This window comes from Sphingomonas oryzagri, assembly GCF_029906645.1.
Taxonomy (GTDB): Bacteria; Pseudomonadota; Alphaproteobacteria; order Sphingomonadales; family Sphingomonadaceae; genus Solisphingomonas; species Solisphingomonas oryzagri.
This window is the reverse complement of sequence record NZ_JARYGZ010000001.1, coordinates 2589514-2605903: the sequence shown is the minus strand read 5'-3', so window position 1 is coordinate 2605903 and position 16390 is coordinate 2589514. Positions and strand designations below refer to the sequence as shown.

Here is a 16390-nt window from a genome sequence, read left to right as displayed (position 1 = left end):
GTCAGATCACCCAGCTGCCGGTCGCGGGATCGATGGGCGCACGGTTGAGATCGGGGCGCACCGTGGGGCCCCGCGCGCGAATGCGGTCCTTGATGTGGGCGGGGCGGGGGCCGTGAGGCGTCGCCTCGGCATCGATGATATAGGGGCCGTTGACGCGGCGCGCGGCTTCCTCGCGCGCGATCAGGCCGGCGCCGTGGTCGCCCACCTCGGCGGCATCCTCGACATGGCGGGTCCAGCCCTCGCCATCCCACCAGACGACGTCGCCGGTCGCCAGATCGTTACCCGTCGCGATCTTCACGCAAGTTGCTCCGCCTGTTTCGCGAGTGCTTCCAGCCGGTTCTCGGCATCGGACAGCAGCACCACCTCGCCCGCGACGATGATCGCCGGGCTTTCGACATTCTCGCGCACCACCATGTCACCGAGATCCGCCAGCAAAGTGCGAATCGCACGGTGGCCGGGCAAAGTCGCCTTCTCGATCACCGCGACCGGCAGGCCGGGATCGACGCCGTCCGCCATCAGCTTGTCGGCGATCGCGCCGGCATTGGCGACGCCCATGTAGATGACGAGCGTGCGCCCCTTGCCGGCGAGGCCGGACCAATCCTGCTCGGAGAGGCCCTTGCACTGGCCGGCGACGAAGCTGACCGCGCTCGACCAGTCGCGATGAGTGAGCGGCAGCATCGCCTCGGCCGCGCCGCCCAGCGCCGCCGAGACGCCGGGGATCACCTCGACCGGCAAGCCCGCCGCGCGCACCGCCTCGACCTCCTCGCCGCCGCGCCCGAATACGAACGGGTCGCCGCCCTTGAGGCGCACGACGATCGATCCGGCGCGGACGTGCGCGATGATCAGCGCGTTGATCGCCTCCTGCGGCAGCGTGTGTCGTGCGCGCTTCTTGGCGACAGAGATGCGGTGGGCATGGGCCGGCGCGTGATCGAGCACGGCGGGATCGATCAGACCGTCATGTACCACCACGTCGGCGGAGCGCAGTGCCTCGACCGCCTTCACGGTCAGCAGGCCGGGATCGCCCGGCCCGGCGCCGACCAGGATGACGCGCCCGCGCGCGGAGGGATCGAGCAAGCTTGCCATGATGGCAGCGGAGATGGGCGCACCCGTCCCGCATCGCAACCGAACCTATCTTGGGGCGGGGCTAGAAGAGCTTGGGGCGAGCGGCGGGATCGACCATTGCCCGCCGGCTTCGAGCACGCGGAAACGATCTGGCGCGATATGCTCCTGCGCCAATGATTGAGCCAGCAATTGCGGCGGCAGGTCGATCGGTTCGTCGGTCAGCTCGAAGGTGCCCCAATGGACGCCGAGCGCGGTGCCGGCGTGGAGCGTCTCGAACGCGGAGACCGCCTGCGCCGGGGCGATATGGTTGCCGCTCGGCTTGCCGTCGGTGTGGATCGCGCCGATCGGCAGGATGGCGAAGCGCACCGGACCGTGCCGCGCCGCTTCCGCCGCCCACCGCATGTCGCCGGGGCCGGTGTCGCCCGCATAATAGATGTTGCCGCCGGGCAGGGTGATCGTGAAGCCGGTCCACAACGTCATGTTCTTGTCGTCGGTCGAGCGGGCGCTCCAGTGGTGGGCACGGTCGAAGATCACGTCGATGCCGGGGCGAACGGAGACGCGCCCGCCCCAGTCCCGCGCGACCGACTGGATACCCCAGCCGGCGAGCCGTATGTCGTTGCCGAGGCCGGTGACGATCAGCGGATGGTCCCGAGCCCAGAGATGACGCAGGAAATGCTCGTCGAGATGGTCGTAATGATCGTGGCTGATCAGCACGAGGTCGATCGGCGGCAGGTCGGCATAATGGATGCCGGGCGCCCGCACGCGCAGCGGCCCAACCCCTTTCACCGGCGAATCGCGATCCGCCCACACCGGATCGGTCAGGATATTGAGGCCCTGCGTCTGGATCAGCACCGTGGCGTGGCCGACCCACGTCACCAGCATCGCGTCGCCCGCCACCCGGCGCGGCGGCACGCTGGGCGTCACCGGTACGGACTCCGGCCAGATGCGATGCCGCTCCACCACCTTGCTCTGGATGAGCTGCACCAACGACTTGTTCTCGTCGCCGCCGGTGCCCTGCTCGCCATCGGGGTTGAAAAAGCGGCGGCCGTTGAAATGGTCGCTCTTCGGGCCGTGATAGAAGCTCGGCTTCGCGCAGGTGGCGAGCAGCAGCAGGGCGCCGGCGGCAAGGCGGATCAGGCGTCGCGTAGCCCGACCCCGATCGATGCACGCGCCTGCTCCGCCTCTCCGGAGACGACCGGATAGGCGCAGTAGTCGGCCGCGTAATAGGCGGCCGGGCGATGGTTGCCGGACAGGCCGATACCACCGAAGGGGGCGTTGGAGGGCGCGCCGTTGGTCGGCCGGTTCCAGTTGATCACGCCAGCCCGCACGCTCGACCAGAAACGCTCGTACAGCGCGGGCTTCTCGGTGATCAGCGAGGCGGAGAGGCCGAAGCGCGTCGCATTGGCCTCGGCGATCGCGGCGTCGAAATCGGGCACGCGGATTACCTGCAGGATCGGGCCGAACAATTCCTCGTCGGCGCGCTTGTCGATGCCGGTCACGTCGATCAGCCCCGGCGTCAGGAAGGGACGGCCGGGGACGGGGCGCTGCAGGTGGGTGATCGCGCGGCCGCCCTGCATGATGAGATCGAGCCACTGCTCCTGCAGGTGCTCGGCGGTCTCGTTGTCGATCACCGGCCCCATGAAGGGGGCGGGGCTGCTGTGCGGCTCGCCGATGACGAGGCGGCCGATCAGGCGCGAGATTTCGTCGAGCAGCGGCTCGTGCAGCTCGTCCTGCACGATCAGGCGTCGCGCGGCGGTGCAGCGCTGGCCGGCGGTGGTGAAGGCGGACTGCACGGCGATGATCGCGGCGGCGTGGAGGGTCGGGGTGTCCCACACCACCAGCGGATTGTTGCCGCCCATTTCGAGCGCGAGGATCTTGTTGGGCGTCTCGGCGAACTGTCGGTGCAGCGCGAGGCCGACGCGGGCCGAGCCGGTGAACAGCACGCCGTCCACGCCGGGATGACGGCTGAGCGCCTTGCCCGTCTCCGCCCCGCCGACGAGCAGCCGCAGCGCGCCCGCCGGCACGCCGCCGGCATGGAAACAGTCGACCAGCATGGCGCCCGTCGCCGGCGTCTTTTCGGACGGCTTGAACACCACCGCATTGCCCGCGATCAGCGCGGGGACGATGTGCCCGTTGGGTAGGTGCGCAGGAAAATTGTACGGGCCGAGCACCGCCAGCACGCCGTGCGGCTTGTGGCGCAGCGCCGTGCGGTTGGTCATCTGACCTTCGAGCCTGCGCGAGGAGGTGCGCTCCGAATAGGCGCTGACCGAGATGTCGACCTTGCCGATCACGGCCTCGATCTCGGTGCGGGCCTCCCACAGGGGCTTGCCGGTCTCGCGCGCGAGCAGGTCGGCGAACTGTTCGGAGCGGGCGCGGATCGTGTTGACCACGCGGCGCAGCGCCTCGATGCGGACGGTGAGCGGGCGGGCGGCCCATTCCGCCCAGGAGGCGCGCGCAGCCGCGACCTCCGCTTCGACGTCCCCCTCGGGGCCTTCCCAGATCACCGCGCCGGTGGCCGGCTCCGTCGAAATCAACATGATCGCCCGTGCTTGGCCCTAAGGTGGCTCACCAACAAGGTTTGCGCGGCGGGGTCAAGCCAGAGCGGCTCCCATGCGCCGGATCGCGGCGACTTTGTCGGTGAACGCGCTCCAGTCGTCACGCTCGGCGATCGGCGCCCAGATCGCCTCGACCTCCTCGATGTGCATCGAACAGGGTTCGGCGTCCGACCAGTATGGGTGATCGGTGGTCGCGGCGGGCTGGTATCCAGCGATCGCCTCGACGAAGGGCTGGAAGACGGGGTGATCGTAGGCGGGGAGCGCGTTGCGCCGCGTGCCGCCACGCCAGTCGAAGAAGAAGCGGTCGATCGTCACGGTGCATTGCTGGAGCGCGCGAACCATCGTGTCGGCGAGCGCGACATCCTCCGCCTCGCCCTGCGGCTCGACGCCGAGCCGGCGGAGAAGACCGGCGACCAGCGCCGCCTCGTAGATGGCCGGGAAGCGATCCAGCTGGGCGGCGAGTGCGTCCACCTCGGCGATGCGCGACAAGGCGATGGCGAGTTGCGCGACATCCCAATGGATCGCCTGCGCCTGCCGCCCGAAGGCGTAGAGACCGTTCTGGTCGAAATAGGCGGCGGTGAAGGTCCCGTCCCAATAAGGCGTCCAGCGCCAGGGGCCGTAATCGAAGCTCTCGCCCGTCACGTTGATATTGTCGCTGTTGAGTACGCCGTGGACGAAGCCCGCGACCATATAGGATGCGGCCAGCCGCGCGGTGCGATCGACGACGCGGGCATAGAGCTGAATGGCGGGATCGGCGCCCGGCTCCTCACCATAGAGCTCGGCGAGCGCATAGCGGGTCAGCGCCTCCAGCCCGGCATCGTCCTGCAGCGTGGCGAGCCGCTGGAAGCTGCCGATGCGGATATGGCCGTGGGAGAGGCGCACCAGCACCGACGAGCGGGTGGGGGACGCTTCGTCGCCGCGATGCAGGCTTTCGCCCGTCTCGATCAGCGAGAAGCTGCGCGAGGTGTTTACACCCAGCGCCTCGAGCATCTCGGTCGCCAGCACCTCGCGCACGCCGCCCTTGAGGGTGAGGCGGCCGTCGCCGAAGCGGCTCCACGGCGTCTGGCCGGAACCCTTGGTGCCGAAATCCATCAGTCGGCCATCGGCATCGCGCATCTGCGCGAAGGTGAAGCCGCGCCCGTCGCCGATGTCCGGATTGTAGTGGCGGAACTGGTGGCCGTGATAGCGCAGCGCGAGCGGCTGGGGCAGCGACCCCTCGAAGGGCCGGAAACGGGCGAAGCGGTCGATCCACTCGGCGTCGCTCAGCCCCTCCAGCCCGACCTCGGCCGCTGCGCGGTCGTTGCGGAAGCGCAGGATCGCCTGCGGGAAGTCGGCAGGAGCCACGCGATCGTAGAAGGTGTCGCCGAGAGACAGGATGCGCGCTTGCGGGGAGAAGTCCATGCCGCGATATGGGGCGCGCTACCGCCGGGAGACAAGCATTGGCATCGAAGCAGCGCTACGAAGATGGCTGGTGGCTGACGACCGACGGCCTCAAGCTGCATTACCGGGATTATCCGGGCGGGGCCGACGGGCAGCCGCCGATCATCTGCATCCCGGGCCTGACCCGCAACGCGCGCGATTTCGAGGGGGTGGCCGAGCGACTGTCGCCCGAATGGCGGGTGATCTGCGTCGATCTGCGTGGTCGCGGTGAAAGCCCGCAATCGCCCGATTCGGCGAGCTATTCGCCGCCTACCTACGTGCTCGACATCGGCGCGCTCTACGTGGCGCTGGGCATCCAGCGGGCGGTTATCCTGGGCACGTCGCTCGGGGGGCTGATCGCGATGGCGATGGCGCTGACCACGCCCGAGCGGTTGGCCGGCGTGCTGCTCAACGACATCGGGCCGGTGATCGCGAGCGACGGGCTGGCCCGGATCAAGGGCTATGTCGGCAAGAGCGCGAGCTGGCCGACCTGGCTGCACGCCGCGCGCGGCATCGCCGAGGGCGAGCGCGACGTGTTTCCGCGCTATGCCATCGAGGATTGGCTGGAGGTCGCCAAGCGGCGTTGCCGGCTGACATCGGCGGGGCGGGTCGTGCTCGATTACGACATGCGCATCGGCGAGCCGATCCGCGAGGCGCCCGCCGACGCGCCGGCGCCGGACCTGTGGCCGGCCTTCTCCGCGCTGCGCGGTCGCCCGATCGCGCTGCTGCGGGGCGCCCGCAGCGATCTGCTCACCCAGGCCTGCGCGGACGAGATGGCGAGCCGGCTGACCAGCCTCGAACTGACGGTGGTGCCCGACGTCGGCCACGCGCCTTCGCTGGAGGAGCCGGAATCGGCGGCTGCGATCGACCGACTGCTGGGACGGGTCAGAGCGGGACGCTGAGCGGGCGGCATCCACTTCCTGTTCACCGCTTTCTGCTAGAACGGGGCTTCGTCATGCCGCTCCGCGTCCTTCATCTCCACTCGACCTTCGCGCTCGGCGGCAAGGAGGCGCGCGCCGTGCGCCTGATGAACGCCTTCGGCGATGCGGCCGAACATGTCGTGCTGAGCGCGGTGCCCGATGCGCTGGGCGCGCGCGAGGCGATCGATCCGGGCGTCCGCGCGGAATTTCCGGGCGAGGCGGCGCCGTCGCTGATCGGCCGGCCCGGCCCCCGCCGCTACTGGCATTTCGCCCGCTACATGGCGGGTTTCGATCTGGTGCTGAGCTACAATTGGGGCGCCATGGACGGGGTCGCCGCCCGGCGCCTCTATGCCGGGGCGATGAAGCTGCCGCCGCTGATCCATCACGAGGACGGCTTCAACGCCGACGAACTGGTGCGGCAGAAGACGGCGCGCGTGCTGTTCCGCCGGGCGATGCTCGGCGCCGCCTACAGGTTGGTGGTGCCGTCCGAGCGGCTGGAGAAGATCGCGCGGAAGGTCTGGCATCAGCCCGCCAGCCACGTCCGCCGCATCGCCAACGGTATCCCGCTGACCCGCTTCGGCCCGCCCGAACCGGGGGCGATCCCCGGTTTCCAGCGCGCGCCGGGCGACGTCGTGGTCGGCACGATGGCGGGGCTGCGCGCGGTCAAGAACCTGCCCCGCCTCGTCCGCGCCTTCGCGCGCTCGGGCGCGTCGGGGCGGCTGGTGATCGTCGGCGAAGGGCCGGAGCGCGACGCGATCCTGTCCGCCGGGCAGGCGGAGGGTATCGCCGACCGGCTGCTGTTGCCCGGCTTCCTTAACGATCCGGCGCGTTACGTGGGGCATTTCGACATCTTCGCGCTGTCGTCGGACAGCGAACAATTCCCGATCTCGCTGATCGAGGCGATGGCGGCGGGGCTGCCCGTGGTGTCCACCGACGTGGGCGACATCCGCAACATGGTCGCGGCCGAAAACCGGCGATACATCGTTCCCGCCGACGACGAGGCGGGCTTCGCCGATGCGCTCGGCCGGCTGCTGGCCAACCGCGACATCCGCCACCGGCTCGGCTCCGCCAACCGCGCGGTTGCATGGGAACGCTATGATGAAAAGGCCATGATCGCGGCCTATGCGGCGCTCTACGGTGCGGCGATCGGGCGTCCCGGCGCGTTCATCACGCAGGATTAGCGCTGCCCGAAGCATCCTGCTAAGACGCGCGCGGGTCCATCGCTCCTGTGTGGAGGAAAGTTTGTTCAAAGGTCTGCAGCCGATCCTGTATGGCGGCCGCGAAGTGTGGCCGCTCGTAGAAGGTGGCAAGGGTGTCTCGGCGACGAACCACATGTCTTCCGGTGCCTGGGCGGCGGCTGGTGGCATCGGCACGGTCTCGGCGGTCAACGCCGACAGCTACGATGCCGAGGGCAAGATCATCCCGCAGATCTACCGCGCGCTGACGCGGCGGGAACGCCACGAGGAATTGATCCAGTACGCCATTGACGGCGCCGTGGAGCAGGTGAAGCGCGCGTATGAGATGGCGTCCGGCAAGGGCGCGATCAACATCAACGTGCTGTGGGAGATGGGCGGCGCGCAGCGCGTGCTGCAGGGCGTGCTGGAAAAGACCAAGGGTCTCGTGTCCGGCGTCACCTGCGGTGCCGGTATGCCCTACAAGCTCTCCGAGATCGCGGCCGAGCATCAGGTGTCCTACCTGCCGATCGTCAGCTCCGGCCGCGCCTTCCGCGCGCTGTGGAAGCGCGCCTATCACAAGGCGGCGGACTGGCTGTCGGCGGTGGTCTACGAGGATCCGTGGAAGGCGGGCGGCCATAACGGCCTGTCCAACGCGGAAGACCCGCTGGCGCCGGAGGATCCCTATCCCCGCGTCAAGGCGCTGCGCGAGACGATGCGCGAGGGCGGCATTTCGGATGACGTGCCGATCGTGATGGCCGGCAATGTCTGGTTCCTGCGCGAGTGGGAGAATTGGATCGACAATCCGGAACTCGGCAAGATCGCTTTCCAGTTCGGCACGCGCCCGCTGCTGACGCAGGAAAGCCCGATTCCGGACGGCTGGAAACAGCGCCTGATGACGCTCGACGAGGGCGACGTGCTGCTCCACCGCTTCTCGCCGACCGGCTTCTATTCGTCGGCGGTGCGCAATCCGTTCCTGCGCAATCTGGAAGCTCGCTCCGATCGCCAGATCGCCTTCTCCGGCGAGGCGGCAGGGGATCACCAGTTCCAGCTCGATGTCGGCGTGAAGGGCAAGAGCTTCTGGGTCACCCGCAACGACTTGCTGCGCGCCCGCGAATGGTATGGGTTGGGCTACACCATGGCGCTCAAGACGCCGGACAACACCCTGGTGTTCGAGACGCCCGAGGAAACCAAGATCATCCGCAAGGATCAGGCGGACTGCATGGGCTGCCTCAGCCAGTGCGGTTTCTCGTCCTGGGCGGACAACGAGACCAATTCGACCGGCCGCCTCGCCGATCCGCGCAGCTTCTGCATCCAGAAGACGCTGCAGGAGATCGCGCATGGCGGCGATACCGAGCAGAACCTGATGTTCGCCGGCCACGCTGCCTATCGCTTCAAGCAGGATCCCTTCTATTCCAACGGCTTCGTGCCGACGGTGAAGCAGCTCGTCGATCGCATCCTGACCGGGGACTGAGTGCGCGCGCTCGTCGTCCACCATGTCGAGCATGAGGGGCTGGCGGCCTTCGCGTCGCCGCTCCTCGATCGCGGCTATGCGATCGATCATGTCTATGCGGGCGACCCCGGTTTCACGGCCATCGACTTCCTGGAACCGGATCTGCTGGTTCTGCTCGGCGGGCCGATGGGCGTGTACGAACGCGACGCCTATCCGTGGATCGACGCCGAACTGGCGAAGATCGCGATGCGGATCGTGGCGGACAGGCCGACGATCGGCGTCTGCCTTGGCGCGCAACTGATCGCCGCAGCACTCGGTGCCGAGGTGAAGCCCGGCCCGGTGCGCGAGGTCGGCTTCGCGCCCGTCAGCCTCACCGATGCGGGCCGTGCCTCGCCGCTGGCCGCGCTGGCGGGCGTGCCCATCCTGCATTGGCATGGCGACGGCTTTACGGTGCCCGAAGGTGCGACCCTGCTCGCGGAGACCGAACATTTCCCGCAGGCCTTCGCGATCGCCGACACGGTGCTCGCCCTGCAATGCCACCCTGAAATGGGGTCTTTCGACGACGGCATCGATCGCTGGCTGGCGGAGGACGCCGATTACGTGACCGGCGCCGGCACCAGCGAGGCGGCCATTCGCGCCGACCACGCCAAGCTCGGTCGCGATGCCGAACGGGCGGGGCAGCGGATGCTGCGCGACTGGCTCGCCCGGCTCGCCTGATCTCTTCTTGTCCGCGCCGCCGCACCTGGCCTAGAGCGTCGGCAAGGGGCGCAGCGTGAAGAAGGACAGGGCGATGAAGATCCTATCGATGGCATGGGTAGGCATCCTCCTCGCCGGATCGCTTCAGGCATCGGCCCCGCAGCAGCGCAAGACGCCTTATTGGGCCTCGCTCGGCGCCGGGCAGGCGCGGATGCGGTCGGGGCCGGGCCGCAATTATCCGGCGAGCTGGCTGTACCAGCGGCAGGGCCTGCCGGTGCAGGTGATCGAGGTCTATCCCGGCTGGCGCAAGGTTCGCGATCCCGATGGCGAGTCGGGCTGGATGATCACCAGTCTCCTGTCGGACCAGCGCACCGGAATGGTGAAGGATGGCGTCGCCGAGCTTCACGAAACGGCGGACGCGAACAGCAAGGTCAGCTGGCGGGCGGAGCCGGGGGTGATCGGGCGGCTTTCGCACTGCAAGGACGGCTGGTGCCGCATCGACGTCGGCGGGCGGAGCGGCTTCGTCGAGGAGGCGAAGCTGTGGGGTGTCGATCCGGACGAAACGATCGAATAGCCCTGATCTCGGCGCCCGATCCCGGCGATGGCTTGATTTCCATCCCTCGCAGGCTCACCTTTCGGGCGTGAACGACATCGAGCTTGCCGCGGCGCTGGCCGATTTTGCAGGCCGTCTGCTCCTCGACCTGAGGCGCTCCAACCTTCTCGAAGGCAAGGCGCTGGGCGAGGCGGGGGACCAGACTGCCAACGCCTTCCTCGTGCGTGCGATCCGACATCAACGGCCCGACGACGGCCTTCTCTCCGAAGAGAGTGCCGACGATCGTTCGCGCCTCGGCAAGAGCCGGGTTTGGATCATCGATCCGCTCGACGGCACGCGCGAATATGCGGAGGGGCGCGACGACTGGGCGGTGCATGTCGCGCTCGCGATCGATGGCGTTCCGTCCGTGGGTGCCGTGGCGGAGCCGGCGCGCAGCACGCTCTGGCGATCGGACACGGCGAGCCTCGCCGCGCTGCACGGCGCGCCGGGCGTGCTGGTGAGCCGCTCCCGCCCGCCCGAGGTCGCGACGCGGACCTGCCGGCACCTCGATATTCCGACGAAGCCGATGGGGTCGGCCGGTGCCAAGACGATGGCAGTGCTGCGCGGCGAGGCAGTCGCCTATCTCCACGACGGTGGGCAGCATGAATGGGATTCGGCCGCGCCCGTGGCGATCGCGCTCGCCGCCGGGCTGGACGCGACCCGGCTGGACGGCCAGCCGCTCGTCTACAACCGCCCCGAAAGCTACATGCCCGATCTGCTGGTGAGCCGGCCGGAATGGACCACGAGGCTACGCGATGCGCTCGCCCGCGCGGCGTGAAATCCTTTATTACCGATCGTTCATTCCACCGCCACCGGTCGGTGGGCCGGTACGGGCTAGACGGAGTGTGTCGGCGGGCCTGGACCCTGTCACGCCGATGCATGACGGAACGGCGCTCGGCTACCCACTCCCGGCCGGGCGCCGTTTTCGTTTTCCAGAAGCACTTGCCGGACTTTGCCTTGCGGCAAGGTCTCGACATTGAAACAAGCCTGATTCACGGTAGACGCAAAGCGCGATGCGCTTTCGCATCCATCGGTCAGGTTTTATCGGGACACCATGAAGGCGCCGGTTTTCTACGATCCCAGCGGCCGGCGGAAGCGCTGGTCGATTCGCACTCTCGCCGCGCTGCTCGTCGCGCTGGTCGCGGCGGCGTGTGTGTTCGCCTTCACGATCGTCGATGTGCCGACGCCCAATGCGCTCGACATCGGGATCGAGCATCCGCAGCCGCGCCCCATTCCCGCGCAGATCGCGCATGTCGGCCGCGTGCTCAAGCGCACCCTGGGCGGCTGGTTGCCGGGCAGCACCAAGGCGGCCGAGAGCGTCCACCAGCAGGTGATCGGCTTCTACGTACCGTGGGATGATGCGTCGAAAGCGTCGCTGGTCCGTCATATCGGCCAGATCGACTGGCTGGTGCCCGACCTGATCTTCGTCACCGGAAAGAACCACGATTTCGTCGTCACCAGGGATCGCGTGCTGGATGCGGTGCTGCGCATGGGCAGCAGCCGGCCGAAGATCCTGCCGATGATCCAGAACGCGCAGAACGGGCAGTGGGACAGCGCCGGCACCGCCGCGCTGCTGCGCGACCCCAAGGCGCGCAAGGCCTTCCTCGACAAGCTGGATGCGACGCTCACCGCCAAACATGCCGACGGCATGGTCTTCGATTTCGAGGAGGTGCCCGACACCTCGCAGCGCGACTATCTGCGCCTGATCGCCGAGGCCAAGCAGCGGTTCGGCCCGCGCAACATGCTCGTCACGCTGACGGTTCCGGTCGGCGACAACGCCTGGAACCTCAAGGCCTACGCCCACTTCGCCGATCGCCTGTTCGTCATGGACTATGACGAGCACGAAAATTCGAGCGGCCCCGGCCCGATCGCCAGCCAGGCCTGGTTCGTCCAGCAGATGCGCGCGGCCACCGCGCAGATCGGCCCGGCCAAGACGATCATCGCGATCGGCAACTATGCCTATGACTGGCCGAAGTCGGGCGCTGCCGACAATGCCTCGGTCGAGGAAGCGTGGCTCAACGCGCACGACAGCGACGCGCAGATCCGCTTCGATCCAGTCAGCGGCAACTCCACTTACGATTATACCGACGACAACGGCAATCCGCGCACCGTCTGGATGCTCGATGCGGCGAGCGGCTGGAACCAGTTGAAGGCGGCCGACGCGGTGGGCGTGTCCGCCGTCGCGCTGTGGCGCCTGGGCTATGAGGATCCGGGCATATGGGATGCGCTCAAGGCGTTTCAGGACAGCAAGTTTCCGCCCGATCTTTCGACGCTTCGCTCGGTCGGCGACGTCGATGTCGAGGGCAATGGCGAGGTGCTGCGGATCACCGACACGCCGACCACCGGCACGCGTACGATCGAGACCGACCACCGCGGCCTGATCCGCAACGAAACGTACAAGAGCCTCCCGACACCCTATGTGGTGACCAAAACGGGCTACAAGCCGGGCTATCTGGCGCTGACCTTCGACGACGGGCCGGACGGCTACTGGACGCCGCGCGTGCTCGACATCCTGAAGCGCGAAGGCGTGCCGGCGACCTTCTTCGTGATCGGCGAAAATGCCGTCGCCCATCCGGGGCTGCTCAACCGCGAGATCGCGGAAGGGCATGAGATCGGCAACCACAGCTACACCCATCCCAACATGGCGCTGCTGCAGAAGCGCGGCACCTCGATCGAGCTCAACGCCACCCAGCGGCTGATCGAGGCCTATACCGGGCGCGGCACCCGGCTGCTGCGCCTGCCCTATTTCGGCGACGCCGAGCCGACCACCGACGACGAACTGCTGCCGGCGCTGCGCGCGCAGGACGACGGCTACGTCAATGTCGGTCTCCACGTCGATTCGGAGGACTGGCAGGAGCCGGGCGTCGACACGATCCTGCGCAACACGTTCAAGGGCGTGGCGGCCAGCAACGACAAATTCTCCGGTAACATCATCCTGATGCACGATGCCGGCGGCAACCGGCAGCAGACGCTGGAGGCCTTGCCGCAGGTGATCGAGACGCTGAAGGCGCACGGCTACAAGTTCGTCACCGTCTCGCAGCTGATCGGCCTCACCCGCGATCAGGTGATGCCGCCGATCGCGGGCCGCGACCTGATGGAGGTACGCGCCGACGTCGGCATGTTCCTCTTCCTCGCCGGCCTGCTCGGCCTGCTCAAGTGGCTGTTCTTCGTGGCGATCACGCTCGGCATCATGCGCGCGTTGCTGATGGCGGCGCTGGCGACGATGTCGGCGCGCGAGGATCGCAAGGAACCGCCGCCCGCGATCGATCCGGAACGCTTCGTCTCCGTCCTGATCCCCGCCTTCAACGAGGCGACGGTGATCGAAGGATCGATCCGTCGCGTGCTGGCGAGCGAGGAGGTGACGGTCGAGGTGATCGTCATCGACGACGGATCGACCGACGGCACCAGTGACATCGTTCGCACCGCCTTCGCCGACGAGCCGCGCGTGCGGCTGCTGACGCTGGAGAATGGCGGCAAGGCGGTGGCGCTCAACCGCGGCCTCGAACTGTCCGACGCCGAGGTGATCGTCGCGCTCGATGCCGACACCCAGTTCGAGAAGGGCACGATCGCCAAGCTCGCCCGCTGGTTCATCGACGAGCGGACCGGTGCTGTGGCGGGCAACGCCAAGGTCGGCAACCGGGTCAACCTCGTCACCCGCTGGCAGAGCGTGGAATATGTGACCGCGCAGAATCTCGAGCGGCGCGCGCTCACCCGCTTCGATGCGATCACCGTGGTGCCGGGTGCGGTCGGCGCGTGGCGGCGCGCGGCGCTCGATGCGGTGGGCGGCTATCCGGTCGATACTTTGGCCGAGGACCAGGATCTCACCATCGCCATCCAGCGCGCCGGCTGGGATGTCGCCTACGATGTCGAGGCGGTGGCGTGGACCGAGGCGCCCGAGACCTTCCGTGCGCTCTCCAAGCAGCGCTTCCGCTGGGCGTTCGGCACGCTGCAATGCCTGTGGAAGCACGGCGCGATCCTCCGTGAGCGCAAGCCCGCCGGTCTGGCCTTCGTGGGTATCCCGCAGGCCTGGCTGTTCCAGATCGCCTTCGCGGTGATCTCGCCGATCATCGATCTCGCGCTGGTGATCAGCATCATCGGCACGATCATCCGCGTCCACCAGCATGGCTGGGCGCAGACCCACACCGACGTGATCCGCATGGGGATCTACTGGGTGGCGTTCACCTTCATCGATCTGCTGTGCGGCTGGATCGCGTACCGGCTGGAGCCGCGCCGCCAGCGTTTCCCGGCGTTCCTGCTGCTGGCGCAGCGCTTCGTTTACCGGCAGCTGATGTATTCGGTGGTGCTGCGCGCGGTGTCGGCGGCTTTGTCCGGCCCGTGGGTGGGCTGGGGCAAGCTCCAGCGCACCGGCCGCGTGGAAGCGGCGGCGGAGTGAAAACGGGCTGGATCGGGCGGAAATTTCGCGAAAAGCGACAAAAGCTGCACGTGTGAGGCGGTTTCGACGATGAGACAGAGCGGGGTCGGGTGAGGCCCGAGTCCCGCCAGCGTGTCAGACGAAATCCTACATTGGAAGGGGGCTATCGCGCCGGCACGCGTCGCTCCTGCGCAGGCAAGAGGCCATCACCCGAGCTGTCGGTCGTGTAGAACGGTGGGGAGATAGGCCCCTGCCTGCGCAGGGGCGACGGTGTGGTAGCTACCGCCCCACTTGCGGACATTGGAGGATGGGGCATATCGACAGCCGATGCCAAAGTTTATTCTCGCTGGCCGAAAGGATCGTCTGTGGTTGCGTAAGCGCCGTTGCCTGCAAGGTGGCCTAGTGCTCTCGCCACATGATCGACGCCGGAATTTTGGATATATCGGCTATATAGTTGAAATTCCGTCCGACTATCCGAAAGATCAAGCTATTCGAGTGGGGCGCGCAATGGCCGCGAGAGGACGTATCCTCCGGCTTGGCCATGTCGCGCGTGCGTTGTATCACTACGCTGGTAAGCCGCCGAAATTACTAAACCGGCCTCGTCGAAGTCGGCCCTGCAAAAATTCTGATGGCAGCTAACCACCACTTCCCGTCATTGCGAACGTAGCGAAGCAATCTACCCGTCGCAGTGGATCGCCACGCCGCTTCGCGGCTCGCGATGACGATCCGGGGCCAATAGCCGCGTTCTGCACCTTGCGATGACGTCAGCAGTCTCCGCTGCTAATCCCCCGCCACCGGCAGCTCGAGCCGTACCGACAGCCCCGGCGCATTGTCGCCCAGCGTGATCGCGCCGCCGTGGAGGCGTGCCACCGCTGCCGCCAGCGCGAGGCCCAGCCCGGCGCCGCCGGCGCTGCGGGCGGGGTCGAGGCGGCCGAAGCGGCGCAGCGCCTCGGCGCGGCGATCCTCGGCGATGCCGGGGCCGTCATCGTCCACCGCCAGCGTCACCAGATCGTCCGCACGATGCACCGAGAGCCGGATCGTCCCGTCCGGCCGCCCGTATTTCATCGCGTTGTCGACGAGGTTGGCGAGCGCCTGGCCGACCAGCTCGCGATGCACCACGGCGCGGCCCCCCCCTTCGGCCGAGAGGGTGAAGCCGCGTTCCTCGGCGAGCGGGCCGTAGACCTCGGCCAGATCCTCGATCATCTGGCCGAGGTCGGTATCGACGAAGCGGTCGCGCCCGATGCCGGCCTCGGCGCGGCTGATCTGGAGCGCGGTGGAGAGCATGCCGAGCAACGTCTCCGCCTCGAACCCGACCCGTTCCAGCGCGCCGAGCGCCGCCTCGTCGTCCGTCTCGCGCATCGCCCGCTCGATCGTCGCGCTGAGGCGGGTGAGGGGGGAGCGCAGGTCGTGGGCGAGGCTGTCCGTCACCACGCGCAGCTCGCCGACCAGCGCCTCGATCCGGCCCAGCATGAGGTTGATCGAGGCGGCGAGATCGCTGAACGCGTCGCGCATCCCGGCCTCGTGCGGCACGCGCAGCGACAGGTCGCCCATGCCGACGCGCCGCGCCGTCTCCGCGATGCGCTCGACCCGGCCGGTGATTACCCGCGTCGCCACGATCGCGCCGAGCAAGGCCAGCGGCACCGCCAGCAGCAAAGCGGCGGCCATCGCCTCGCCGGTCAGCCGCCGGACGCGCAGATCGCCCTCGATGACATGGCCGACGAGCAGGTGGGTGCCGTCGGGCAGCTTGGAGGCGATCAGGCCCATCGGCTCGGGCTTGTCGCGGCCCATCCGATAGAGTGTCGCGACCTGCCAGCCGGAGTCGAACGGGATGGGCGGCGGCCAGTCGGCGATGTTGCCGGCGAGCTGGTTGCCGTTGGGATCGTCGAGCAGCACGGCGGCGTCGCGCGCGCGGATGCCGGTCAGCCGTTCGGAGATCAGGGTGCGCAGGCCCGGCAGCCCCTCCTGCTTGTAGTCCGCCACCAGATCGTCATGCAGTTCGGTGACGAGCGTGCGCGACGTGCGCTCCAGCTCGTCGGCGATGATGTGCCGGACGTAGAGCAGCAGCGCCGTGCTCGAGATGAGCTGCAACACGAACACCAACGCGAAGAAGCGCGTGGTGGAGGATCGCAGGAAGGCGGGGATGCGCATC

Annotated in this window: 13 protein-coding genes; 7 read left to right on the top strand and 6 right to left on the bottom strand. The window is 68.1% G+C overall.

What is annotated here, in order from left to right; genetic code table 11:
- Position 1: 1 nt before the first annotated feature.
- The 5 genes from QGN17_RS12495 to QGN17_RS12475 form a co-directional block, all read right to left on the bottom strand.
- The gene (locus QGN17_RS12495) at positions 2-298 is read right to left on the bottom strand and encodes a DUF2849 domain-containing protein (RefSeq protein ID WP_281044816.1); all 297 of its coding nucleotides are present in this window, start codon (positions 296-298) and stop codon (positions 2-4) included.
- Positions 295-1083 (bottom strand): uroporphyrinogen-III C-methyltransferase, encoded by a 789-nt coding sequence (gene cobA / locus QGN17_RS12490; RefSeq protein WP_281044815.1) that lies wholly within the window; start codon positions 1081-1083, stop codon positions 295-297. Before cobA ends, QGN17_RS12495 begins: the two co-directional genes overlap by 4 nt.
- Positions 1084-1128: 45 nt before the next feature.
- Positions 1129-2046: an MBL fold metallo-hydrolase gene (locus QGN17_RS12485; protein ID WP_281044814.1), complete on the bottom strand. Its 918-nt coding sequence runs from the start codon at positions 2044-2046 to the stop codon at positions 1129-1131.
- Between the two features lie 149 nt (positions 2047-2195).
- On the bottom strand, positions 2196-3599 hold the full coding sequence (gene astD, locus QGN17_RS12480) for a succinylglutamate-semialdehyde dehydrogenase (RefSeq protein ID WP_281044813.1): 1404 nt from the start codon (positions 3597-3599) through the stop codon (positions 2196-2198).
- A gap of 54 nt (positions 3600-3653) precedes the next feature.
- On the bottom strand, positions 3654-5018 hold the full coding sequence (locus QGN17_RS12475) for a protein adenylyltransferase SelO family protein (protein WP_281044812.1): 1365 nt from the start codon (positions 5016-5018) through the stop codon (positions 3654-3656).
- Between the two features lie 38 nt (positions 5019-5056).
- Here QGN17_RS12475 and QGN17_RS12470 point away from each other — a divergent pair, with 38 nt between their 5' ends.
- From QGN17_RS12470 to QGN17_RS12440, 7 genes are all read left to right on the top strand, one after another.
- On the top strand, positions 5057-5938 hold the full coding sequence (locus tag QGN17_RS12470) for an alpha/beta fold hydrolase (protein WP_281044811.1): 882 nt from the start codon (positions 5057-5059) through the stop codon (positions 5936-5938).
- 53 nt (positions 5939-5991) lie between these two features.
- Positions 5992-7137: a glycosyltransferase gene (locus QGN17_RS12465; protein ID WP_281044810.1), complete on the top strand. Its 1146-nt coding sequence runs from the start codon at positions 5992-5994 to the stop codon at positions 7135-7137.
- 61 nt (positions 7138-7198) lie between these two features.
- The gene (locus QGN17_RS12460; RefSeq protein ID WP_281044809.1) at positions 7199-8602 is read left to right on the top strand and encodes a nitronate monooxygenase; all 1404 of its coding nucleotides are present in this window, start codon (positions 7199-7201) and stop codon (positions 8600-8602) included.
- On the top strand, positions 8603-9298 hold the full coding sequence (locus tag QGN17_RS12455) for a glutamine amidotransferase (protein ID WP_281044808.1): 696 nt from the start codon (positions 8603-8605) through the stop codon (positions 9296-9298). It abuts the gene before it with no gap.
- Positions 9299-9371: 73 nt separating this feature from the next.
- On the top strand, positions 9372-9851 hold the full coding sequence (locus QGN17_RS12450; RefSeq protein ID WP_281044807.1) for an SH3 domain-containing protein: 480 nt from the start codon (positions 9372-9374) through the stop codon (positions 9849-9851).
- 67 nt (positions 9852-9918) lie between these two features.
- Positions 9919-10647, top strand: coding sequence for a 3'(2'),5'-bisphosphate nucleotidase CysQ (locus tag QGN17_RS12445; protein WP_281044806.1), 729 nt, complete (start codon positions 9919-9921; stop codon positions 10645-10647).
- Between the two features lie 276 nt (positions 10648-10923).
- Positions 10924-14262 (top strand): glycosyltransferase, encoded by a 3339-nt coding sequence (locus QGN17_RS12440; RefSeq protein ID WP_281044805.1) that lies wholly within the window; start codon positions 10924-10926, stop codon positions 14260-14262.
- Positions 14263-15021: 759 nt separating this feature from the next.
- Here QGN17_RS12440 and QGN17_RS12435 read toward each other — a convergent pair.
- A complete protein-coding gene (locus tag QGN17_RS12435) occupies positions 15022-16389 on the bottom strand; it encodes a sensor histidine kinase (RefSeq protein ID WP_281044804.1) in 1368 nt (455 codons plus the stop codon).
- Position 16390: the final 1 nt, after the last annotated feature.